We start from the raw sequence: 23,825 nt of genomic DNA, 5'->3' as shown, positions 1-23,825 counted from the left end.
CCGTCTCTCTCCTCACAAAATAGATATTTGGTAAAAAGGAAATTCGCATATTCATGCGGTTTGTTCCTCGGGATGCTTTCGAAATTGAAGCTCATACAGCTCTGCATAATGGCCGCCCTCGGCAAGGAGCTGATCATGGGTACCTTGCTCTTTCAGTTCGCCATCGGCAAGGACACAGATCGTATCCGCCCGTTCAATCGTAGACAATCGATGGGCAATAACTAATGTCGTACGATCCTTCATCAACTCATTTAAGCCCTGCTGGACTTCATATTCCGATTCTGCATCCAAAGCCGAGGTCGCTTCATCCAATAGCAAAATCGGTGCATTTTTGAGCAAAGCACGGGCAATTGCAATCCGCTGTCTTTGACCGCCGGACAAATTGGCTCCGCGTTCACCGACAATCGTGTCGTACCCCTCTGGCAACTCGGCTATGAAGCCGCTGGCATAGGCTGTTTTGGCTGCAGCCTCCACTTCCTCATCCGTGGCAGTCGGTGAGCCAAAACGGATATTATCCGCTACTGTACCGTGGAACAGCGTAGCCTCCTGTGGTACATAGGCCATCAAATCCCTGACCTCATCCAACGGAAATTCTTCTGCCAAACGACCACGAACCCGCAGCACACCTTCATCCGGTGGGTAAAATCCCAGCAACAACTTCATGACTGTGCTTTTGCCACCACCACTCGGACCGACAAGTGCAGTGACCTGCCCTTCCGGCACGACCAAGTTTAACCTTTGCAGCGTTGGATGGTCAGGCTGATAGCCAAAGGTGATGTCGTGCAGCTCCAGCGCAGCCGGAGTCTGTTCAATGGCGTGGTCTGAACCTAAGGTTTCAACATCGCCATAGAATTCCCCAGATTCACGGGCTGATAAAGCTGCCGTCTCGGGATCGCTAAGCCTAGTCAGCGGTCCCTTCTTTTTAGCCGCGGGGAACTGTTCCTCTTCCTTCGACTCATCCAGAATTTCGCGGATACGCGCCAAGCCTGCCAAGGAGTTTTGTAACAGTGTTACAGCCGCCCCTAGCTCCAAAAATACCGTTGAAATACCGGTTTGCAGTTGTACAATCTGTCCCAATACTCCCAGTTCCATTTGCTTCTGCGATACCAGAATCAATCCGGCGACAAGCACACCGCCCAGCGTAATGAACTCTATGACAAAATTGCACATATCCTGCAAGCCCATATGACGTCCCTGCCGGATGCTGATGCGATTGATGTCCTCGCTTGCATCGTTACATAGTCCACCTACCTTTGTCCTCAACCCAAACAACTTCACCGTCTGCAAACCGGAAAGCAAATCACTCAATCGTTCCGTGAACCTGCTCATCCGTCCCTGTAACTCTTCACTCGTCTTTCGCATTTTCTTCGCGAAATGAGCATTTATCCAGGCTGAAGCCAGCCCAAGTACAACCGCCATAATCCCAAATCGCCAATCCAAAGCCATCAAAATGACCAACGAGCCCAAGAAAAGCGAAATTTCCAGTATAATCGAGCGAATATGAACGGTGTAAGCCTGCTCTAGCGCCTGTACATCGTTCGTCATACGGGATACAAGATCACCCGAATGGTGTTTTTCGGCTTTTTCGTACGATAGCTTGACAATGTGGCCAAATAGTTTCATTCGTACATCAGCAATCGCCAGCTTTACACACCGTTTATACATATAGCTGCACAGGGGGGAGATAAGACTTAATGCCAAAAATGTACCACTGACCAAATAGACCGCTCGGTATAGCTCCTGTACATTGCCATTAACCGCGAAATTCAGCAAATAATGCACCACAAAAGAAAGTAAAATCGTGATGCTGGCATTGGTCAGACTATTGCCAACCAGCCCGGTAAAATACCATTTTTGGTGCGGCTTCATCAGGGACATCAACTGCTTAAATTCATAAAACCCCTGCTTGAAGGTCACGACGCTCACCCCTTTCCTCAGGCAACGAATTACCGTTTTCCGCCGTATGCTGTTCTTCTTCAAAATTTTTCAAATACAGCTTTCGGTACACACCATCACGACCCAGTAATTCCTCATGAGAACCCGATTCCACAATGCTCCCCTGATCGAGTACAATAATGCGGTTCGCCTGACGTACGGTTGACAGTCGATGAGCAATGACCAGTACCGTCCGGTTTTGCATTACCGCATTCATCGCATTCTGCACCTGAGCCTCCGACTGACTATCGAGTGCTGAAGTCGGCTCGTCCAATAGAAGTAGCGGAGCATTTTTCAATAATGCTCTTGCTATGGAAATACGCTGTTTTTGACCGCCAGACAATCCGCCTCCCCGCTCGCTCAACAGGGTTTCATAGCCCTCGGGAAGTTGAACAATAAAATCATGCGCATGTGCCGCTTTCGCCGCCTCGACAATTTCTTCTCGAGTCGCCTCCAAACGTCCATATCCGATATTTTCTGCAATGGTGGCCGGAAAAAGCGACGGCTCCTGAGATACCATCGAAATATGACTGCGCAGGCTTGTTAAATTCCAATCTGTCAAACTCTTTCCAAATAGTTGAATGGTTCCAGCATGCTCTCCAGGTTCATTAAATCCGCAAAGCAGCTTGAAAATCGTGCTTTTACCCCCACCGCTGGCACCGACAATCGCGACCATATCCCCTTGCCCTGCCTGGAAGCTGATATCCTTCAGCACTGTGTTCCCTTCATCGTAGCCAAAGGTCAAATGCTCAAAGCTGACTACAGCAACACTATCAACGTCATCATCACTTTCTGCTCCGCCTTCACTCATTCGGTTGGCTTCCCCATCTGCATCGTCTTTCAAATGAGGCGCCCTATTCTCTCGCTTCTGATCTACCAAGGTCATTTCGCCGTCCTGACGTTCATTCTGCCAATCCAGCACCTCAAACAAATGCTTTGCGGCTCCACCCGCTTCCTTCATTTGCGAAATGATCGTCGGCAGCATGGCAATCGGCTGCAATATGAACGAAATCAGGTATAAAAAAAGTACAATGCCTCCAGCATTCAACTCTCCATGTTGTATCAGGTATCCTCCGTATACAATGACCAAAATAATCGGTGTTGCTAGCATCATCACACCTACCGGAGTAATGGCTGCATAGCGCTTTTCTAGCCGTAAGCCGCGCTTGACGACCTCCTCCATAATCACCATATACTTCTTCAACAGCACAGCTTGCATATTGAATGCCTTGACGATAGGGATTCCTCCGATTGCATCTTGCCCCACAGCGTTCAAATGAGCAATTTTCTCCTGAAGATCCGCGGAGTATTTTTCAATTGGCTTGCTCATTAGTGATGTTATGATCATTCCTATTGGCATGAGCGCAAGACTTGCCAATATCAGTTTCCAGCTTGTCAGTAAAAGCAATATGAGTGATGCCGTAAACACGAGCGGTAAATAGAACAGATTGGCAAACTGCTGGATAAAAAAGTTCTGTAATACTGCCGTATTATTGGTTAGACGGGATACCAAATCTCCGGTAAATTTCCTTTCCACGCTGGAAACCGGTAAATCGCAAAACTTATGTACGAGATCGCCTCTCAAGTCGCGCAGAGCACTAACACTAAATCGCGCTGAAGCGTACCTCATCACAAACTTACAGGGCATTCCAATTAGCGTCATACCAACAACCAGATAGATCATGTTCTGGGTAGAGGAGAATGTCCCCTGTGCCATTTGCTCAATGGCCTTACCCAAAATAATGTCAATAGCTGCCAAACACAAGGAGGTGATCACCGTTATGAAAACCCATAGATTATACGGCCTTACATAACGTGCGAGTCTCCGAAAAGCAGAATTTAATCGAAACAAGGGCATCCCTCTTTTCGCTGCCCACACTTTTTCAGTGCGAACTTTTTATATTGGCTGTGGACGTCGTTGAGATAAACTCTGGGTTTGGATGCATGAGTATCCGTACAGAATAAAATGCGATTTTGAACTATGCTGGAATTTGCATCTTGGTGTGGGTTGGTTGCTGATTGTTGCTGAGATGGTAATAACGAAGTGTATCGTGATGTGTGGGACATTTAACTCTGTCTGAATCGTGGTTGTAGGGTGCTTGTGTTGTAAGCTGTATGAGCTCCCGCCGCGTGGGCCATCGGCGAGGATGTAGAAAGAATGTTCTCGACTGTGCTCATAACCTCTTGTTCTTGTTCATGGATGAAAAAGTGATTACCTTCGAACATTCGAACATCCATAGGTGATGTCGTATGCTGTTGCCAGGCATGGAGTGAATCTGTGCTAACCTCAAAATCCTTCATTCCGCCTAAAACAGTCATCGGACATATCAATGGATTTCCCGGCTGATAAACATAAGTTTCACATACCTTAAAATCTGCACGCAGACGAGGCATAATAATTTGCATCAATTCTGCATTTTGCAGCACCTCTTCAGGTGTTCCCTGCATCAAACGAAGCTCTTCGGTGAAAGAATCGTCTGCTAAATCATGGAGTCGTTTTTTGGAATATGGAATATGTGGTGCGGATTTACCGGATATGATGATATGCTCAGGTAGCTTTCCAGTTTTGCTGTACAATTGCCGTGCTGTTTCAAATGCAATCAGTGCCCCCATACTGTGTCCAAAAAAAGCGAACGGCTTATGTATGTATGGAGCCATAGCTGGAACCAACGATTGAACGATGTCTTGAAGAGTATCCATTGGAGCTTCTGTTGAGCGGCTTTCACGTCCTGGAAGTTGTATAGGCAACACGGTAATGTCAGGCGCAAACCTGGACTTCCAAGAGTTAAATATATAAGCACCACCACCGGCGTAGGGAAAGCAAAATAGTTGGAGCTTCGTAGTCGGTTGGACCTCTGTTTTCGCGAACCAAGATTGTGATCGAGTTGTCATAAGAATTCCTCCATCCTCTATGCAGTTCATAATTTTACAGTAAATCCTTATATCTCTTTTTTTCTTCCAACACTTTCTAACTGTTTTTAAATATACAAACTTTAAAACCACTTGGCATGGGACAAAAGGGCTAAATTGATAGAGCTCATAAAAATAAAATAAAATCCATATTATGTTATTTGTTTCCAAACTTCAAAAGCAACAATTTCACTTTTTGTATGAGTTATCTGTCAATCATGATCTGTTAATTTAGTTTAAAACAAGATTTCAGGTTTTCACGAATTTTGTAAAACTGAACTCATTTTGATTTACATTGAGGTCCCAACCCCTTATCCTACAACAATTTTATCTTTACTTGCCATTAACATAAATGTAACAAATTCAACCTGATATCATCCGACAAATTCCGACTTTTTCCGCAGCTCTCTTCAATCACCTAAATATTGGATTGGATTTGTATCAAGCTCACATAAGACAAAATTAATAACTCTTTATTTTTGTAATAAATATTGTTATTCCATAGTCATAAAGGACCATTTTTTTCATATTTTTTTCTGACTCTTCGTCTAAAAAATCCAGTTCGAATTGAATTTTTCTCTCCTAAATCTATGAATTTTCTTTTCAAACTCTAATAAAAACGTTTCTATCTCGCTTCAAAAGTACCTATTCTCTAGAAATTTATAGCCTTACTTTTAATCTTTCACCCTCTCAAAGAACAGTAACGGCAAACAGCAAGGCTCCCCGTTGTTGGAGACTTGCTGCTTTATAAATTTCATTATGTTTGACTTCACTATCGGTCGATATGCAGAGTGTTGTAAGCTTTATTGTAGTTATCCCCCAATCTTATTAATTTAGTGGAATGGAGTATATGTATGGGTTCATGTATATATAATTTCCAAAATGCGAAAGCCTTATGGTATACAAAAAGAGCACAGCCCATTAAGGCTGTGCTCTCAGGCTGTCGAGAAAGTCTCGACAGCCTATTTTATGTTAATTTTGTTTAAGACGACACCGCGTTAATGTTGTATAATATAGGTAACTATTGTAGAAGGGATGGTGTTGATATGCTACGTTCCAACCGCGAAAAACAACAATCCTACGAATTTGTTTCCATCGAAGATCTGGTTCCTCAAGATCACTTGCTCCGCAGAGTAGATAAGTATATCGATTTTTCGTTTATCGATGATAAAGTTCGGCCACTGTATTGTGCAGACAACGGGCGTCCTGCCATTGATCCTACCGTATTGTTTAAAATGATCTTTCTCGGTTATTTCTATGGCATTCGCTCAGAACGGCAACTCGAGCGAGAAATTCAGACGAACCTAGCTTATCGTTGGTTTCTGAGGTTGGGCTTAACGGATAAAGTTCCGGACCATACGACGATTAGCTGGAATCGTCGTACTCGCTTTAAAGACACCACGATCTTTCAAGATATCTTCGATGAAATTGTGCTGCAGGCGATCTCTCACCGAATGGTGGGTGGGCGTGTTCTCGTCACCGATTCCACACACGTCAAAGCCAATGCTAACAGGCACCAGTACACCAAAGAACAAGTGTTGCAGAATACTAAAGACTATATGGACGAGCTGAACGAAGCGGTGAAGGATGACCGGAGAAACCACGGAAAAAAGCCTTAAAATCCCGAGAGGAAGTGAACGAAGAAAAAGAAATTAAAGTGAGCAAAACAGACCCGGACAGCGGCTATATGATCCGTGATGGCAAGCCCGAAGGCTTCTTCTATCTGGACCACCGCACGGTGGATATGAAGTACAATCTGATTACGGACGTGCATGTGACACCAGGGAATGTACATGATTCTGTCCCCTATTTGTCCCGTTTGGATCGCCAAAGAGAACGTTTTGGTTTTCAAGTAGAAGCTGTTGCACTAGATTCAGGTTATTTAACAACGCCGATTTGCCGAGGTTTGCAGAACCGAAAGATTTTTGCCGTGATTGCTCACCGAAGATTCCATCCCAGACAAGGACTGTTTCCGAAATGGAAGTTTGAATACGATGCCAAACGCAATGCGTATAGATGCCCAGCCCAACAGGAACTGCCCTACCGAACGACGGACCGTAAGGGATACCGGCAGTATGCCTCTGACCCAGCTCAGTGCCAGCATTGCCCACTGCTAAGTCAGTGTACCCAGTCTCGAAACCACCGCAAAGTGGTGACTCGGCATGTCTGGGAAGACAGCAAAGAGTGGGTACGGAGCAACCGGCTGAGCCCATCTGGTAAAAAGCTGTACCGCAAACGAAAAGAGACGATTGAGCGAAGCTTCGCGGATGCCAAAGAGCTCCATGGGTTTCGCTATTGCCGTTTGCGCGGTCTTCCAAACGTCAGGGAACAAGCCCTTATGACGGCAGCCGTGCAGAACATGAAGAAGATGGCGATCCACCTAGATCGCCTGGAGAAACAGGGGTAACCCCCCTGCTTCTCCAGAGACCAGAGCATTATGATGTAAAAAAGAAACCCACGTCTCAAAATGACGGGGTTTCTCGACAATCTGCTTTTATCGTGCTTGGCGACGTCCTACTCTCCCAGGACCCTGCGGTCCAAGTACCATCGGCGCTGGAGGGCTTAACGGTCGTGTTCGGGATGGGTACGTGTGGAACCCCTCCGCTATCGCCACCAAACATGAATTTTCTATGCAAATTCTACCGTATTGAAACTCGGTTCATCACAGCTGTGTGAATGAATTTCAATGCGTATTTCGTATGTATTTCTACATACCTTCAAGGTTACACCCTGAAAACTGGATCCGAAACTCATTTGCGTTTTATTTTAGGATAAGCCCTCGACCGATTAGTATTGGTCAGCTCCATGCATTACTGCACTTCCACCCCCAACCTATCTACCTCGTCGTCTTCAAGGGGTCTTACATACTGGGAAATCTCATCTTGAGGGGGGCTTCACGCTTAGATGCTTTCAGCGCTTATCCCTTCCGTACATAGCTACCCAGCGGTGCTCCTGGCGGAACAACTGGTACACCAGCGGTACGTCCATCCCGGTCCTCTCGTACTAAGGACAGCTCCTCTCAAATTTCCTACGCCCACGACAGATAGGGACCGAACTGTCTCACGACGTTCTGAACCCAGCTCGCGTACCGCTTTAATGGGCGAACAGCCCAACCCTTGGGACCTACTTCAGCCCCAGGATGCGATGAGCCGACATCGAGGTGCCAAACCTCCCCGTCGATGTGGACTCTTGGGGGAGATAAGCCTGTTATCCCCAGGGTAGCTTTTATCCGTTGAGCGATGGCCCTTCCATGCGGTACCACCGGATCACTAAGCCCGACTTTCGTCCCTGCTCGACTTGTAGGTCTCGCAGTCAAGCTCCCTTCTGCCTTTGCACTCTTCGAATGATTTCCAACCATTCTGAGGGAACCTTGGGGCGCCTCCGTTACTCTTTAGGAGGCGACCGCCCCAGTCAAACTGCCCACCTGACACTGTCCTCGCACCGGTTCACGGTACCAAGTTAGAACCTAGATACGATCAGGGTGGTATCCCAAGGATGCCTCCCTTCAAGCTGGCGCTCAAAGTTCTACGGCTCCCACCTATCCTGTACAGATCGTACCCAAATTCAATATCAAGCTGCAGTAAAGCTCCATGGGGTCTTTCCGTCTTGTCGCGGGTAACCTGCATCTTCACAGGTATTAAAATTTCACCGGATCTCTCGTTGAGACAGCGCCCAAGTCGTTACGCCATTCGTGCGGGTCAGAATTTACCTGACAAGGAATTTCGCTACCTTAGGACCGTTATAGTTACGGCCGCCGTTTACTGGGGCTTCGGTTCATAGCTTCGCCCGAAGGCTTACCACTCCCCTTAACCTTCCAGCACCGGGCAGGCGTCAGCCCGTATACTTCGCCTTGCGGCTTCGCACAGACCTGTGTTTTTGCTAAACAGTCGCTTGGGCCTTTTCACTGCGGCCCCCTCGGGCTATTCACCCTACCGAGGCACCCCTTCTCCCGAAGTTACGGGGTCATTTTGCCGAGTTCCTTAACGAGAGTTCTTCCGCGCGCCTTAGAATTCTCTTCTCGCCTACCTGTGTCGGTTTGCGGTACGGGCACCTTCTCCTGGCTAGAGGCTTTTCTTGGCAGTCTGAGATCATGACCTTCGCTACTACAATTTTCGCTCCCCATCACAGCCCAGCCTTAACGATGTGCGGATTTGCCTACACATCAGCCTCACTGCTTAGACGGACATCCATCCGTCCGCGTCACTACCCTACTGCGTCACCCCATTGCTCATAACGGATTACGGTGGTACAGGAATTTCGACCTGTTGTCCTTCGACTACGCCTATCGGCCTCGCCTTAGGTCCCGACTTACCCTGAGCGGACGAACCTTCCTCAGGAACCCTTAGGCTTTCGGCGGATCTGATTCTCACAGATCTTTTCGTTACTCATACCGGCATTCTCACTTGAATGCAGTCCAGCGCTCCTTACGGTACACCTTCAACCCGCATTCAACGCTCCCCTACCCCTGATGCAAGCATCAAGCCATAGCTTCGGTGGTGTGTTTAGCCCCGTTACATTTTCGGCGCAGAGTCACTCGACCAGTGAGCTATTACGCACTCTTTCAATGGTGGCTGCTTCTAAGCCAACATCCTGGTTGTCTGTGCAACTCCACATCCTTTCCCACTTAACACACACTTGGGGACCTTAGCTGATGGTCTGGGCTGTTTCCCTTTCGACAATGGATCTTAGCACTCACTGTCTGACTCCCGGAACTAAATCTATGGCATTCGGAGTTTGACTGAGCTTGGTAACCCTTGCGGGCCCCGCACCCAATCAGTGCTCTACCTCCACGATTCTATTTTCCGAGGCTAGCCCTAAAGCTATTTCGGGGAGAACCAGCTATCTCCGGGTTCGATTGGAATTTCTCCGCTACCCCCACCTCATCCCCGCATTTTTCAACATGCGTGGGTTCGGGCCTCCAGTGCGTGTTACCGCACCTTCACCCTGGACAGGGGTAGATCACCCGGTTTCGGGTCTACGTCCACGTACTCATTCGCCCTATTCAGACTCGCTTTCGCTGCGGCTTCAGCTCTTCACCTTAACCTTGCACGGGAACGTAACTCGCCGGTTCATTCTACAAAAGGCACGCCATCACCCATAAATAGGGCTCTGACTTCTTGTAAGCACACGGTTTCAGGATCTATTTCACTCCCCTTCCGGGGTGCTTTTCACCTTTCCCTCACGGTACTGCTTCACTATCGGTCGCCAGGGAGTATTTAGCCTTGGCAGATGGTCCTGCCGGATTCATACGGGGTTTCACGTGCCCCGCACTACTCGGGATCCGTCTCGGAGAGAACAAGTTTTGAACTACAGGGCTTTTACCTTCTCTGGCGGGCCTTTCCAAACCTCTTCATCTAACTGGTTCCTTTGTAACTCCATGTGAGACGTCCCACAACCCCAAGGAGCAAGCTCCTTGGTTTGGGCTAATCCGCGTTCGCTCGCCGCTACTGACGGAATCACTATTGTTTTCTCTTCCTCAGGGTACTTAGATGTTTCAGTTCCCCTGGTCTGCCTCTCACTCACCTATGAATTCAGTGAGTAGTGACTGTCGATGAAGACAGCCGGGTTTCCCCATTCGGACATCCCCGGATCAAAGCTTGCTTACAGCTCCCCGAGGCCTTATCGTTGTTCGCCACGTCCTTCGTCGGCTCCTGGCGCCTAGGCATCCTCCGTGTGCTCTTTGTAGCTTAACCTAGTATTTACATCGTAAATACGATTTGCTTTGAATTTCGGTTCAACACTTACGTGTGAATGAAATTCAAGGCAGCTACCTTTATTTCACTTGTTTACACAAGATCAGCTTAAAGGAATATTCTAAAACGCAATTTCGTTTCGGTATCCAGTTTTCAAGGTGCAATTCGCTTCATCGAAGCGAAACCCGATGAATATTTCGGTTCCACACGAACGTGTGAATGAAGTATTCGTCGAAGCTTGAGAGTTTGAACTCTCAAAACTGAGCAACGAGTGAGTAAGTTCAGGATATTCATTTCATTCACACGAATGTGATGAACCGAATTGAATATCCGGTCGCAGGTACGTTATACCTGCTAATTTGAATGTTTCCATCGCAGGAAACGATTCTCCATAGAAAGGAGGTGATCCAGCCGCACCTTCCGATACGGCTACCTTGTTACGACTTCACCCCAATCATCTACCCCACCTTCGGCGGCTGGCTCCCTTGCGGGTTACCCCACCGACTTCGGGTGTTGTAAACTCTCGTGGTGTGACGGGCGGTGTGTACAAGACCCGGGAACGTATTCACCGCGGCATGCTGATCCGCGATTACTAGCAATTCCGACTTCATGTAGGCGAGTTGCAGCCTACAATCCGAACTGAGACCGGCTTTTCTAGGATTGGCTCCACCTCGCGATTTCGCTTCCCGTTGTACCGGCCATTGTAGTACGTGTGTAGCCCAGGTCATAAGGGGCATGATGATTTGACGTCATCCCCACCTTCCTCCGGTTTGTCACCGGCAGTCTGCTTAGAGTGCCCAGCTTGACCTGCTGGCAACTAAGCATAAGGGTTGCGCTCGTTGCGGGACTTAACCCAACATCTCACGACACGAGCTGACGACAACCATGCACCACCTGTCTCCTCTGTCCCGAAGGAAAGCCATATCTCTACAGCGGTCAGAGGGATGTCAAGACCTGGTAAGGTTCTTCGCGTTGCTTCGAATTAAACCACATACTCCACTGCTTGTGCGGGTCCCCGTCAATTCCTTTGAGTTTCAGTCTTGCGACCGTACTCCCCAGGCGGAATGCTTAATGTGTTAACTTCGGCACCAAGGGTATCGAAACCCCTAACACCTAGCATTCATCGTTTACGGCGTGGACTACCAGGGTATCTAATCCTGTTTGCTCCCCACGCTTTCGCGCCTCAGCGTCAGTTACAGCCCAGAGAGTCGCCTTCGCCACTGGTGTTCCTCCACATCTCTACGCATTTCACCGCTACACGTGGAATTCCACTCTCCTCTTCTGCACTCAAGCTCCCCAGTTTCCAGTGCGACCCGAAGTTGAGCCTCGGGATTAAACACCAGACTTAAAGAGCCGCCTGCGCGCGCTTTACGCCCAATAATTCCGGACAACGCTTGCCCCCTACGTATTACCGCGGCTGCTGGCACGTAGTTAGCCGGGGCTTTCTTCTCAGGTACCGTCACTCTTGTAGCAGTTACTCTACAAGACGTTCTTCCCTGGCAACAGAGCTTTACGATCCGAAAACCTTCATCACTCACGCGGCGTTGCTCCGTCAGGCTTTCGCCCATTGCGGAAGATTCCCTACTGCTGCCTCCCGTAGGAGTCTGGGCCGTGTCTCAGTCCCAGTGTGGCCGATCACCCTCTCAGGTCGGCTACGCATCGTCGCCTTGGTAGGCCATTACCCCACCAACTAGCTAATGCGCCGCAGGCCCATCCACAAGTGACAGATTGCTCCGTCTTTCCTCCTTCGCCCATGCAGGAAAAGGATGTATCGGGTATTAGCTACCGTTTCCGGTAGTTATCCCTGTCTTGTGGGCAGGTTGCCTACGTGTTACTCACCCGTCCGCCGCTAGGTTGTGTAGAAGCAAGCTTCTAAATAACCCCGCTCGACTTGCATGTATTAGGCACGCCGCCAGCGTTCGTCCTGAGCCAGGATCAAACTCTCCATTAAAGACCAACCGAAGTTGGTTATAGAAAGAGCGATATGCTCATTTTGAAACTGACGAGATAAAAAATATCTCTTGTTTGCTTCCATTTTATACAGCCTGGAAGGCATGTACCAAAATTTCAGCGTTGGATTTTGTGAACAAAATCCGTACTCACTCGTTGTTCAGTTTTCAAAGATCAAATTATCATTCGGCTTCGTTTGAGCCAGAACAATAATATAACATTTTCAACTAATTCAATCAACCTGTAAATAATTCCAGGCGAGTCATCCACCCCATATTATTGAATAATCATTTTCGGGCTAGACTAACAATATATCAATTTAAAGCAATTAAGTCTATCTGTAAAAGTTCCCAGCTTGTTCAAACTTATTAAAAATCTTTGATCTTGTTTTATTGGCTGGACTAGTAATTTAACACGTATACCAAATTAATTCTACTTGCAATTAATTCCTTTTGATAGATAACTATAGATATTAGACCAAAGTAATTCATAATCCCAATAGACAGAAGTATTACTTAAATGTGTTATTCTAATTTTACATAAGGATTTGCTTTTCCAAATTAGTTCTCGGATGATTTCGAAGGCTGATCTATTCTAGCAGAGAAATTTATCAAACTTTTAGGGCCAAGGTACTTCATACCTTAAACAATAATCAGATAGACGTATATTGTTGGATATACATTTAGTAGATCATTTAGAGGGTTAAGAAATTACGAAGTAGACTAAAGAGAGATGCATGACAAAGATAATTATGTTTACGTCACTCAATAAAAGTGAGGTATACTCGATTCTTATTCCATGGAGTTGATAACTTCATCTGTTCTATGACAGTTAGATTGACCCTAAAATATGAAAAACAGCGGTATCCTTGGATAAGTCCTAGATACCGCTGTTTTATTGAACTATAAGCCATGACTTCAATGTTCAAGAAGATGCCGCTACCGCAAGCGTACCGGAAGAATCAGCTGTATGATGGATACTCCGCACGAAGCGAATCGTTTTTGTATCCGAGTGCATTACGACTGAATGAGTTTCCGCTCTGTGGCCGGGAAGAGAACGAACCCCCTGCAACCACTCTCCAGGTGTTACACCTGTAGCCACAAACATCACGCCTTGCCGTCCGACCATATCATCCATAGATAGCAACGCGCCAGGATCAGTAATGCCCATACGTTTGCAACGCTCAATCTCTTCTTCACCATGAGGCAACAAACGGCCCTGTATTTCTCCGCCCATGCATTTCAGCGCTGCAGCGGCCAATACACCCTCAGGAGCGCCACCAGAACCGATATGCAAGTCTACACCGCTATCCAGGCATGTTTCAATCGCGCCCATCACATCCCCATGGCCTAGCAATTTGATACGAACTCCGCTTTCCCGCAGAAGCTTGATAATCCCGGCGTGCCGTGTACGATCCAGAATGGACACGGTAAGATCAGACAAGGATTTACCGAGTGCTCGTGCAGCTTTTGACAATGTGGTCGGGATTGGGTCCTCAAGTGACAGCTTTCCAGCCAGCGCCGGGCCAACGGCCATTTTTTGCATGTACATATCCGGAGCGTGGAGTAGACTACCACGAGGTGCAGCAGCAATGACCGACAGAGCGTTATTCAAACCATTTGCCACCGTTTCGGTTCCTTCCAGTGGATCGACAGCGATGTCCATAGCCGGTCCTCTGCGATTGCCTACTCTTTCCCCGATATACAGCATGGGAGCCTCATCCATTTCGCCTTCGCCAATGACGACCGTGCCGTCCATGGATACCGCATTAAAATGAGTGCGGATGGCTACCGTAGCCGCCTCGTCTGCGCTATTCTTATCTCCACGCCCTGTCCATTGTGCTGATTGCAGTGCCGCTGCCTCTGTTACCCGAACGAATTCCAATGCCATTTGACTCTCCATACCTATCCCTCCACCTCTCCTAAAATAATTATTACCCTTAAGCAAATGAATATATTTAGGGCAGCTTTGCTGCAATCTTTCTATTTATCTATTAAACTCCTGTATCCTACGTTTTTAATTTTTAGTTATATGAGCAGCTACTAGGCTCTATAACATTCTGATAATTAAACCTGCCGTCTCTTCAATCGCCTTATCTGTAACATCAATAACCGGACAATTCAGCTCTTTAAACAAAGACTGCGCATACGCTATTTCCTCTTCCACTCTCGTCGCTGTAGCATACTGCACATTATTAGGAAGCCCCATAACCTTTAGTCGCTCACTGCGTATTTTCAACAGTAACTCTGGCTCGATCGTTAATCCGAACACTCGACCATGCTGAACATCCTTTAACTGAACAGGCGGTGTCAGCTCCGGTACAACCGGTATGTTGACCGTTTTATAACCTTTATGCGCGAGAAACATGGATAAAGGGGTTTTGGAAATACGGGATACTCCAAGCAATACAATATCCGCTTTGAGAATGGCGCTCACATCTTTGCCATCATCGTATTGAACCGCAAAATCCAAGGCCTCTACACGCCGAAAATAGTTGTCGTCCAGTCGGTGCAGCAGACCAGGCTTCTCTTTGGGATCGTTATGGAACGTATCGGCAAACGCCTGCATCATTGGTCCCATAATGTCGACAGCCCGCACATTCAGCCGGACAGCCTCTTCTTTCATCGCCTCTCTCAATTCCGGCTGTACCAGCGTATAAGCTACAAAGCCTCTACGCTCGGCAACTTCCTCCATCACCCGGCTCAGTTCGTCTTCATCCCTCACGTTCATAAATCTTTTGATCTCTGTGTCCGGTAACTCAAACTGGCGCATGGTCGCCTGTACGACAGCTTCTGCCGTCTCGCCAATCGAGTCTGAACAGATCGCTATAAAATGACTGCTCGCCTGAACCATTCGATTCCTCCCATTAATCCTCTGCTACCATATCGAGCAACATTTTAATAATATTTGTTTTTGTAATACGTCCCACGACTTTCCAGTGCTCTCCTTGCTTGTCGGAGTCGGAAGGGACGACGACAGGCAGACTGTCGATTTGACGGGCAATAATTTTGCGCGCTGCCTCTAATACCGTATCCTCTGGGGAAACGGTGACAACATTCGCCTGTCGGGTCATCACTAGGCTGACAGGAATGGTTGCTGCATTGGGATTCCCTAACGTTACCTTAAGTAAATCCTTGCGGGAAGCTACCCCTGCCAAATCTCCGTCTTCATCGGTAACGATCAAATTGCTCACATTTTCCAAAAAGAGAGCTACAACAGCTTCCTGAATCGTTGTTGTTTCACGTACGATGACTGGAACCCCGTGAAGATCGCCCACCTTCATTTGCAATAGCCGGAATTTTTCCTCCCGGTTCGGCGTGCCCCGCTTTCCAACAAAATATCCGACCTTGGGCTTTGCATCTATGTAATTCAGAATACCCAATTTGGATAGGTCGGTCCGAATGGTCGCCTTACTGAGATTAAGCATTTCCGCAATCTGATCCCCGGTAATTGGGGCATGCTTTTGTACGATGTTTAAAATTTCTACTTGTCTTGCCGTAAGGTCGATGATGAACGTCCCTCCTTTTTTTCTTGCGATCTAATATTGAATATAATACGTCATATATAACAATAAATCAACCTTAAAAAGCATATAAAACATCACATATATAAAATTAAAGTGGTTATTCATGTCTTTTTATCATTTAAAACACTTATTCAACACAAAAAAACGGGCACTTTACACCCTGCTCTTTCGAGTAAGGCGAAGTACCCGCTCTCTTATTCGTATCTTAAAGCATCAATTGGACGCAGCTTAGACGCCTTCCGCGCCGGATATACTCCGAACAACACTCCGACTGCCATACAGCACAGAAAAGAGTAAAGCACGGGCTCTATCGAATACACAATCGGCATTTGGACGAATTTCTCAAGCAGTTTTGCACCTCCGAGACCCACCATTACGCCAACTAGTCCACCCATCAGACTGAGAAAAACAGCCTCAGCCACAAACTGCAGCATAATATCACTACGTTGCGCACCAATCGCTTTACGAATCCCGATCTCCCTCGTACGTTCCGTGACGGACACCAGCATAATATTCATAATGCCGACACCTCCAACGCCAAGCGCAATTGCAGCTACACCGGCCAGCAGCATATTCATAATCCGATCAACCCCGGACACTGTTTTTAAGATTTCCGTCTGGGTCATGATCTGAAAGTCATCGCCCTCTGATGGCTTTAGCTCATGTCTGACACGAAGCACCTGCCGAATTTCTGCACTTGCCTGATCAATCTTCTCCTCTGATGTTGCAGAGGCGTTCACCTGCTGAATACTCATATTGCCTAGCCGTTCCATCCCCGTTGTAATCGGTACATATACCTGCTGACCGCTGTTACTCATATTGGAATTGGAATTTGCCAGCACACCGACCACCTTAAAAGGAAGCTGTTTGATCATGATCGTCTCACCGACCGCTCTGGAGGCATCCGGACCAAAAATATTACGGGCCGCATCACTCCCAAGCACGGCCACATTCATTTGTTTATCCACTTCATAGTGGGTAAACGACCTGCCTTGAGCTAGTGACAGCTTTCTCACATGAACGAATGCCAGTGAAGTCCCCTCAATTTGTCCGCTGACCTTATTGCGACTCCACGTAATATCTGCATTGGTCATAGCACTTGGTGCTACCTCTGCTACTGCTTTTTGCTGCTCTAGCGCATCGATATCTTTTAGAGATATTCCTTTCGTCTGATTGAACGACATGGAACTAGAGCCATCATATGGAGCATAAGGATAGATCATCAGCAGATTATTTCCCATACTGTTGATCTGAGATGTAATCGTAGCCGTTGATCCTTTACCGATGGCTACAATCATAATCACAGCGGCCACTCCGATAATAATGCCCACCATGGTCAGCAAAGATCGCAGCATATTGGTTCGCAAACTGTTGAGTGATACACGGATAATTTCCTTAAACTTCATGCCTTCACTTCCTCTGCCGCCATTCTTCGTTTCCCAACAGGCTGATCCTCTTCAATCCGCCCATCTCGAAAATGAATCAGACGCTTGGCGTATTCCGCAACCTCTTGATCATGAGTAACCAATACAACCGTTTTCCCCTGATCATTCAGACGCTGAAAAATCCCCATTATTTCAACACTTGTTTTGGAGTCCAATGCGCCTGTAGGTTCATCCGCCAAGAGAATGACCGGATTGTTCACAAGTGCGCGGGCAATGGATACCCGCTGCTGCTGACCGCCTGACAATTCGTTCGGCCTATTGTTCATCCGATCGCCTAGACCTACGCTAGTGAGGGCTTCCATTGCCCGCAAACGACGCTCCTTGACAGGAATACCTGCATAAATCATAGGCAGTTCCACATTCTCCAGAGCCGTTGATCGCGGGAGCAAATGAAATTTTTGAAATACAAATCCGATTTTCTGATTACGTATAATAGCCAGTTCATCCTCACGGGCATCTAAGATCGAATAGCCGTCCAAATAAAATTGTCCTGACGTAGGTAAATCCAGACAGCCGATAACATTCATCATCGTGGACTTGCCTGATCCAGACGGTCCCATAATCGCAACAAAATCACCGTCAGCAATATCAAGTTGAACCTCACGCAGAGCATGAATTTCCTGATCTCCGACATGGTACACTTTTTTCAAATCCTCAATCTGAATGACGTATCTCATACCCGTTTAAAAGCCTCCCTGCATGCCGCCCATAGCGGAAGGGTCCGGCGGAGGTTCAGGAGCAGGCACAATAAGCGTGTCACCCTCCTTTACACCTGACTTGAGTTCGACTCGATCTGGCGTATAAAATCCGAGTTCTACGGGCTTGAAAGTGCGCGCCCCTGGATTTGCAGCATTATTAGCGGAAACATACACGCCATCCTGTCCCCCTTCGGATCTCAGCGCAGTCGCAGGTACGAACAGTACATTTTTGTGTACTCCCAAAATAACGGCCACATTCATAATCATGCCCGTTTTGAGCTTGCCTTTCGGGTCATGAACAGACAGTTCCATCAGATACGTCGTCATCCCTTCATCCGTAGAGGCTTCCGGTGACACGAATTGCACCTTCCCTGGAAATGATTCACCCGGATAGGCATTGGTAGTCAACACGGCTGAAAGACCCTTCTTTACTTTGACAATGTCGGTCTGACTTACCTTCACAACCACCTTAAGGTCGTTGGAATCCGAGTTATTCATGACAATGAATGGAGCTGTCGGACTGGTCCCTACATCCCCGTTCACCTTCAAGATTACCCCGTCCCAAGGTGCTGTAACCTGAAGCTTGTTCAATTCATTTTTCTTCTGCTCCAGTTCCGTCGCCTGTCTTCGAACCTCTATCCGTGAGGCTTGAATATTGGATGCATCAGCCGGAACCTGAATTTTGCGAAGCTCTGCCATTGCCGTACGATATCCGATTTCAGCCTCTGAAATGGTGCGACGTTTTTGTGACATGATTTTGCGGAACTGCAGATCCAGACCATCATAGTCCGTCTGTGCTTTATCCAGTGCTTGCTCTGCCTGCTCCAATTCACTGTTGGACACCGCCCCGGCATCATGTAAAAACTTTTGGTCTTCATATGCCTTTCGCGCCTGTTCCAACTGCTTTTGGGAAGTTTTCTTCTGACTTTCGGCTTCTTCCAGCTCAAATGATTCTTGCGCTGTATCGATAGCCATTTTGGCCCGAAGTACATTTGTTTTCTGAATTTCAATGTCCTCAGCCTTCGGACCTTTCTCCAATTCAGCCAGCTTGGCTTTAGATATTTCCAAAGTATCAGACGCACTCTGAATTTGCATTTTAATTTCAGAACTGTCCAGAAGAGCCAGGACTTGTCCTTTCTTCACTTTGTCTCCGGCCTTCACGTTCACCGCTGCCAGCTTATTTTCGCCTGCGCTTGTAAAATTCAACTTCACTTCCTTGGAAGCCTGTACGGTACCGGACGTATCCAGCTTCTCGCTCACATCGCCGCGTTCTACTTTAAGCTTCTCATCCTGAACCAACGGTGCCGCCTGTTCTTTGGGCAAATTTAGGTATACTGCTGCTCCGCCTCCACCGACAACCAGTAGAACAATTGCAGTCCAGATCCACTTTTTTCTCCGTTTTCTCCGTAACTTGATTAAAGCGTCATTTAAAACCGTTTCTGCCAATGCCGTTTCCTCCCTATGTGCTCCATGGCTTGTTCAACGTATACTCATTTTGATCCAACTCGATCGCAAGCTCTTCCATTTGCCGTTCAATCTGGTTCACTTTCAACTGATTATTTTTCAATTCCATCTCAATAATTAGACCTCTGGCCCACTTTTTGCGTGATAATTCCAAGGCCTCTTTTGCTGTACGCAAGCTTTCTTCCAGTTGTACGTATTTCTTTTGATTTTCCTTAACTGTGGCATACAAATTACGGAGAGATTCGGCAAAATCCTTTTGACCTTTGTCGAGTTCCTCCTTAGCCGTATCGACATCCATTTTAGCTAGATCATAAGCACCAGCACCATTGTTAAAATCGAAATATCTCACATTAAGCTCCGAAGTTTTGATGCTATCCTCCAGCTTCCATAAATTTGGATTCATGTCTGTCAGCTGTTGTATATGTAATTCGATATCCAGCTTCTTCGGTTCCTTGTACACGGGTCGATCGACCAATTCATAAGCTGTTCCATTAGGCTGTCCCATGAGGAAGTTCAGGGCATCCCTGGATTTTTGCAACGCAATTTTCCCCTGCTCTACGGTTTGCTGAGCTTGGCTTCTGGCCTGTGTACTCTCGTTTTTCGCATACTCAGACAGCTTTCCGCGCGCAAATTTGGCAAGTGCAATCTTTTCCTCCGCTTGGGCGATTTCAAGCGCTTCTAGATCATTTTTCACCTGATTCTCTGCCACGAACACACTTTGATAGCTTTTCATCACATTAAAATAAATCTGGTCTTTGGCGAACTGCGCCTGCTTTTTGCTGGCTAAATAAGATAGCGTCGAGGAACTGTAATTTCTCCATGACGTTTCATCATCAACATACTCATTGTCTATAAAATCGACAGGTGAATTGCCCAGGTCCTTTTCTGCATTTTTCAGTTCCATTCTGCGACGCTCTACGTCCCGTTCGGCGGTACGTGTATTGTAACTGTTCGTCTGTGCCCATTCCGCGGCCTGCTTGAGTGTCAATGTAGGTAAAGCCTGACCCGTTATGGATGATGTCTTCGATGGAGCCGCAGCAGAAGGTTTAACTGACGTACTTGATGCTACATTTCCTGATAAACTCTCAGCCTGTACTGTGGAGGCCAAGCCTGATGATAATGACAATACAAGCAGCACGGCAGCCGCTTTTTGCTTCATAGATGAATCTCTCCCCTTTCGGTGCATTCTTCGAATCTTTTCCGTTTTTTTCGACATAAATTTCCACAAACTCTTTGCATTCTAATTGTACTTTCAGGTTTGTGTTGGTACAAGGTGTCAAAACAATACATTTTTGTAACCTTTACTTCCAGATTACTCGCTTTATACTACTTTTCGTCCAATCAGATATGGATTCAACCTATTTTTACCTTAACTTTACCTAATTTTCAGCTAATTTTAAGGAAACCAACAGCATCTATTAAGGTTTGGAACATATACTAGAGAAAGAATAACAGCCGCTCACTGGGAGGGTTAATAGATGATAAAAGAATCTCGTATGACAACCACTAACGAACCGTCTGATTTGTGGATGACCCGCTTTTTACGTGAATCAGAACAAAAAAAGAAACAACTCATCCGGGAAGCCCGGAAAAATAACGATATACCACTGATGAACAGCATTTCTTTTCACCTTGCCCAACGGGATCAGCAGCATCTTATCGGATAAAATGACAAATGAATCTTATGCTATAAATAACAGATTACCTCTAGTTATCTGCTTCGTATGCTAGATGAAAAAGACCGGGACAAATCGTTAATTGACTTGTCCCGGTTCTTTATGATGATCAAATTTAATATAAAACCGCATAGCTTGTTCCGCGCCTATTCTTCCATCTCTGCCTGCGGATCATAGAGATATTGATCCAGTGGAATGCGCCCGTTTTCATTAAACCGTATGCCTTCCTCCTCCAAATACAGACGCTGCAGGGATGCGGACTCATCCTCCTGCAAAGCAATCTCCCCCAAACGGTTGACTACTCTATGCCAAGGAAGCTGGTGTTTTTGGCTCAATGTATGCAAAATCCGCACCACCTGTCTGGCACCTCTTGGGCTTCCGGCCTCTGCCGCAATTTGACCGTAAGTCATTACTTTTCCCTCAGGGATCAACAGTATAATTTGAAGCACACGGGCAGTGAAAGGCTGCATGTTCTAATTCCTCCGTATTACTATTGCTTTTTCAATAATTATAGCACCCTGAACAGATGCTAAAAACCCCTGCTCCTACAAATGTAAGAAACAGGGGAAAACCCATCGTTTAAATTTAGAATCCGCTCAGACCCTGCCTTTTTAAATCCTGTGCTACCAATCGTGCCAGTTCCCTTGCACCTTCATAGTTTGGATGGAGTGTATCACCGTTCATGTACAAAGCCAGTGTAGCGACTTTACCAATAGAAGTAAAATAAGCTGAGCTAAGAACATTCAGGTCGACTAAAGGCGTTTGTTCCTCTTGAGCCAGCGCCAAAATAGCACTTCTATACCATCTATTTTCTGCGTTGTGTACATTGTTAGCATTAAAGTCAGTGGCTCGTCCTTGCGGAGTTGACAGGATTACCGTCGCCCCCTTAGCCTTCGCCTGCCGGATCATATCCCGCATCCAGTCCTTAAACTCTGCTTCGCTTTCGTTATGCTTTGGATTGGTGTCATTAATGCCCAATTGGAGAATAAAATAATCCCCCGGCTTAATATATTGGACGATGGCCTCCAACTGACCGTCCTGATGGAAGCCTCTAGCAATTTGGCCTCCTGACGCCATATTGCGAATTTGAAAAGTATTCGTGTTCACAAACTCTGGCAGCAGTTGACCCCATCCCGCCTGCACGCTGCTATCCAGCGGATAATAGTTACATACCGTAGAATCCCCACCGATATAAATTGTTCGATTCGTAACCGGATTGCTAGATAATTGCCTGATTTCCATTGCACTGAGTGTGAAGACCGCCCCCTCTTTGCCTTCAGTAACCAGCAGATTTAGTTGTCCGTCTGTTACTGGAATTTGAAAGCGATCCTTGGCCCCATTCCCTGTCATATTTATGACCTGATACACCCCTTCAGCTGCAATACTCGAACGAGAGGTATCTCCTAAAGTAACCGACACCTCATACAAACCAGGAGGAAGATCAACATCAAAAGTATTCTCGCTTTTCGTACCTGTAACCAGGAAACGTACCGCATCACTTGCCACTCCAGTCCCCGAAGCACTGACATTACGCATATTCTCAGGGGTACGAAAGCCATAGCCACGTGCTAAGTCATAAGACAGCGAAGCGCTCACTCCGGTATAACCCGTTTCGACCGTACCTCCGCCAAAATCAAACTTGTACTCGCCAGCGGATGCCTGGGCCGGGAGAGCTATGCCCACACCTGTTGCACCACATAAAAAAGCTGCTAAAAGCATATGAGTCAATCCTTTTTTCCACACCATTCTTCATTCCTCCTCCAGATTTTTAATTGTACGAAGCAATGGATATTTACTGTAAGCGCATACATAAAATTCTACCCATTGTTGCAGGGTTATGCCTGTGTAATTCTTATGCAAAAGAAAAGTAGTTTAATCGTTAAGCTTGAAACTTGTCTTGTACACAAAAAAGCTTCGCAGTTACATCTGCGAAGCCTCATGAAGCGATATTTCGTCATATCAAAATTACTACATTAATCCGCAACCAAAATTCCGTCAAAGCTCTCTGGACCTACACGTATTGTACCCAGCAGGTTAGCTGAAACAAAAGCAGTGTACACCAATTGTTCCGTAATCGGCGGGTTAAAGTCATCGGCTGAGAATGCAATAACCTGTGGAGCCAACAAACTCAAACTAAAAGTTGACGTGGCCGAATAAACAACAGGGTCAGTAACCAGGGTACCTCTTACAATAGTGATCGTTATTCCGACTAAAGCAAGCGGAAGTTGAAGCGATATAGTTCCTTTAAGCAAAACCCGTGGCGTACCTGTAGCTCCCAGTGTGTTTAACCCGATCTGCCCGAACAATTGAGGCGTATTTATAAGAGTGATCGGAATGGCAATAGAGTTGGCTGTCGAAGCATTCTGGGATGTTCTCCCATCAATAAATGTTCCCATGGTTTCTCCTCCTCTCTCTTTCAGATACTCATAGACTATGAAAAAGTTTGTTTTGTGCTTGGACTGAATAACTTGTAAAACACACAACTTCTGATGAATAGGCTAATGTGCAGCCCCTTCTCTAGCCCTGTG

Annotated in this window: 15 protein-coding genes and 3 rRNA genes; 2 read left to right on the top strand and 16 right to left on the bottom strand. The window is 46.6% G+C overall.

What is annotated here, in order from left to right; translation table 11 throughout:
* Positions 1-51 precede the first annotated feature (51 nt).
* The 3 genes from MKY75_RS11060 to MKY75_RS11050 form a co-directional block, all read right to left on the bottom strand.
* Positions 52-1,917 (bottom strand): ABC transporter ATP-binding protein, encoded by a 1,866-nt coding sequence (locus tag MKY75_RS11060; protein WP_069012585.1) that lies wholly within the window; start codon positions 1,915-1,917, stop codon positions 52-54.
* The gene (locus MKY75_RS11055; protein WP_081317618.1) at positions 1,892-3,787 is read right to left on the bottom strand and encodes an ABC transporter ATP-binding protein; all 1,896 of its coding nucleotides are present in this window, start codon (positions 3,785-3,787) and stop codon (positions 1,892-1,894) included. The genes MKY75_RS11060 and MKY75_RS11055 overlap by 26 nt, the downstream gene beginning before the upstream one ends.
* Positions 3,788-4,002: 215 nt before the next feature.
* Positions 4,003-4,827 carry a thioesterase II family protein gene (locus MKY75_RS11050; RefSeq protein WP_029517088.1) on the bottom strand — a complete coding sequence of 275 codons (825 nt, stop codon included), beginning with the start codon at positions 4,825-4,827 and terminating at the stop codon, positions 4,003-4,005.
* Positions 4,828-5,891: 1,064 nt separating this feature from the next.
* Between MKY75_RS11050 and MKY75_RS11045 the strand changes: the two genes are divergently transcribed.
* Positions 5,892-7,252, top strand: a protein-coding gene (locus MKY75_RS11045; protein ID WP_340885258.1) for an IS1182 family transposase whose coding sequence is annotated in 2 segments (ribosomal slippage) — positions 5,892-6,459 and positions 6,459-7,252 — 1,362 coding nt in all. Because the reading frame shifts where the segments join, the coding sequence is not laid out codon by codon here.
* 94 nt (positions 7,253-7,346) lie between these two features.
* On the opposite strand, the gene rrf is transcribed toward MKY75_RS11045, so the two are convergent.
* From rrf to MKY75_RS10995, 10 genes are all read right to left on the bottom strand, one after another.
* Positions 7,347-7,463: ribosomal RNA gene (rrf, locus tag MKY75_RS11040) — 5S ribosomal RNA — on the bottom strand.
* Between the two features lie 149 nt (positions 7,464-7,612).
* A 23S ribosomal RNA gene (locus MKY75_RS11035) occupies positions 7,613-10,538 on the bottom strand.
* Between the two features lie 395 nt (positions 10,539-10,933).
* A 16S ribosomal RNA gene (locus MKY75_RS11030) occupies positions 10,934-12,489 on the bottom strand.
* The 16S, 23S and 5S rRNA genes sit together here, the layout of an rRNA operon.
* A 923-nt stretch (positions 12,490-13,412) precedes the next feature.
* Positions 13,413-14,390, bottom strand: coding sequence for a class II fructose-bisphosphatase (gene glpX / locus MKY75_RS11025; RefSeq protein ID WP_165150815.1), 978 nt, complete (start codon positions 14,388-14,390; stop codon positions 13,413-13,415).
* Between the two features lie 147 nt (positions 14,391-14,537).
* Positions 14,538-15,341 carry a pyruvate, water dikinase regulatory protein gene (locus MKY75_RS11020; protein ID WP_165150816.1) on the bottom strand — a complete coding sequence of 268 codons (804 nt, stop codon included), beginning with the start codon at positions 15,339-15,341 and terminating at the stop codon, positions 14,538-14,540.
* A gap of 13 nt (positions 15,342-15,354) precedes the next feature.
* A complete protein-coding gene (locus tag MKY75_RS11015) occupies positions 15,355-15,969 on the bottom strand; it encodes a helix-turn-helix transcriptional regulator (protein ID WP_238794854.1) in 615 nt (204 codons plus the stop codon).
* A 239-nt stretch (positions 15,970-16,208) separates the two neighbouring features.
* The gene (locus MKY75_RS11010; protein WP_029518436.1) at positions 16,209-17,420 is read right to left on the bottom strand and encodes an ABC transporter permease; all 1,212 of its coding nucleotides are present in this window, start codon (positions 17,418-17,420) and stop codon (positions 16,209-16,211) included.
* Complete coding sequence (locus MKY75_RS11005; RefSeq protein WP_029518437.1) at positions 17,417-18,136, bottom strand: ABC transporter ATP-binding protein; 720 nt, start codon at positions 18,134-18,136, stop codon at positions 17,417-17,419. The genes MKY75_RS11010 and MKY75_RS11005 overlap by 4 nt, the downstream gene beginning before the upstream one ends.
* A gap of 6 nt (positions 18,137-18,142) precedes the next feature.
* Entirely contained in the window at positions 18,143-19,603 is a 1,461-nt protein-coding gene (locus tag MKY75_RS11000; protein WP_029518438.1) for an efflux RND transporter periplasmic adaptor subunit, read from the bottom strand.
* 13 nt (positions 19,604-19,616) lie between these two features.
* Positions 19,617-20,780 (bottom strand): TolC family protein, encoded by a 1,164-nt coding sequence (locus MKY75_RS10995; protein WP_318628436.1) that lies wholly within the window; start codon positions 20,778-20,780, stop codon positions 19,617-19,619.
* Between the two features lie 319 nt (positions 20,781-21,099).
* On the opposite strand from MKY75_RS10995, the gene MKY75_RS10990 reads away from it, so the two are divergent.
* Positions 21,100-21,288, top strand: coding sequence for a hypothetical protein (locus MKY75_RS10990; RefSeq protein WP_013370989.1), 189 nt, complete (start codon positions 21,100-21,102; stop codon positions 21,286-21,288).
* A gap of 155 nt (positions 21,289-21,443) precedes the next feature.
* Here the strand turns inward: MKY75_RS10990 and MKY75_RS10985 are convergent, their stop codons facing one another.
* The 3 genes from MKY75_RS10985 to MKY75_RS10975 form a co-directional block, all read right to left on the bottom strand.
* Positions 21,444-21,767, bottom strand: coding sequence for an MGMT family protein (locus MKY75_RS10985; RefSeq protein WP_069012373.1), 324 nt, complete (start codon positions 21,765-21,767; stop codon positions 21,444-21,446).
* A 115-nt stretch (positions 21,768-21,882) separates the two neighbouring features.
* A complete protein-coding gene (locus MKY75_RS10980; protein ID WP_029518441.1) occupies positions 21,883-23,043 on the bottom strand; it encodes a rhamnogalacturonan acetylesterase in 1,161 nt (386 codons plus the stop codon).
* 227 nt (positions 23,044-23,270) lie between these two features.
* Positions 23,271-23,693: a hypothetical protein gene (locus MKY75_RS10975; RefSeq protein WP_029518442.1), complete on the bottom strand. Its 423-nt coding sequence runs from the start codon at positions 23,691-23,693 to the stop codon at positions 23,271-23,273.
* Positions 23,694-23,825: the final 132 nt, after the last annotated feature.

Origin of the sequence: Paenibacillus sp. FSL L8-0663 (assembly GCF_038008125.1) — a bacterium.
Lineage (GTDB): Bacteria > Bacillota > Bacilli > Paenibacillales > Paenibacillaceae > Paenibacillus > Paenibacillus polymyxa_D.
Note: the sequence above shows the minus strand (reverse complement) of the source record. Positions and strands in the feature narration are given on the sequence as shown.

What these genes read in the sequence shown, in the direction of transcription:
- MKY75_RS11010 (WP_029518436.1), bottom strand. Translation starts at nt 17,420, where the DNA reads ATGAAGTTTAAGGAAATTATCCGTGTATCACTCAACAGTTTGCGAACC.
- MKY75_RS10995 (WP_318628436.1), bottom strand. Translation starts at nt 20,780, where the DNA reads ATGAAGCAAAAAGCGGCTGCCGTGCTGCTTGTATTGTCATTATCATCA.
- MKY75_RS11020 (WP_165150816.1), bottom strand. Translation starts at nt 15,341, where the DNA reads ATGGTTCAGGCGAGCAGTCATTTTATAGCGATCTGTTCAGACTCGATT.
- MKY75_RS11005 (WP_029518437.1), bottom strand. Translation starts at nt 18,136, where the DNA reads ATGAGATACGTCATTCAGATTGAGGATTTGAAAAAAGTGTACCATGTC.
- glpX (WP_165150815.1), bottom strand. Translation starts at nt 14,390, where the DNA reads ATGGAGAGTCAAATGGCATTGGAATTCGTTCGGGTAACAGAGGCAGCG.
- MKY75_RS10980 (WP_029518441.1), bottom strand. Translation starts at nt 23,043, where the DNA reads ATGGTGTGGAAAAAAGGATTGACTCATATGCTTTTAGCAGCTTTTTTA.
- MKY75_RS10985 (WP_069012373.1), bottom strand. Translation starts at nt 21,767, where the DNA reads ATGCAGCCTTTCACTGCCCGTGTGCTTCAAATTATACTGTTGATCCCT.
- MKY75_RS10990 (WP_013370989.1), top strand. Translation starts at nt 21,100, where the DNA reads ATGATAAAAGAATCTCGTATGACAACCACTAACGAACCGTCTGATTTG.
- MKY75_RS11050 (WP_029517088.1), bottom strand. Translation starts at nt 4,827, where the DNA reads ATGACAACTCGATCACAATCTTGGTTCGCGAAAACAGAGGTCCAACCG.
- MKY75_RS10975 (WP_029518442.1), bottom strand. Translation starts at nt 23,693, where the DNA reads ATGGGAACATTTATTGATGGGAGAACATCCCAGAATGCTTCGACAGCC.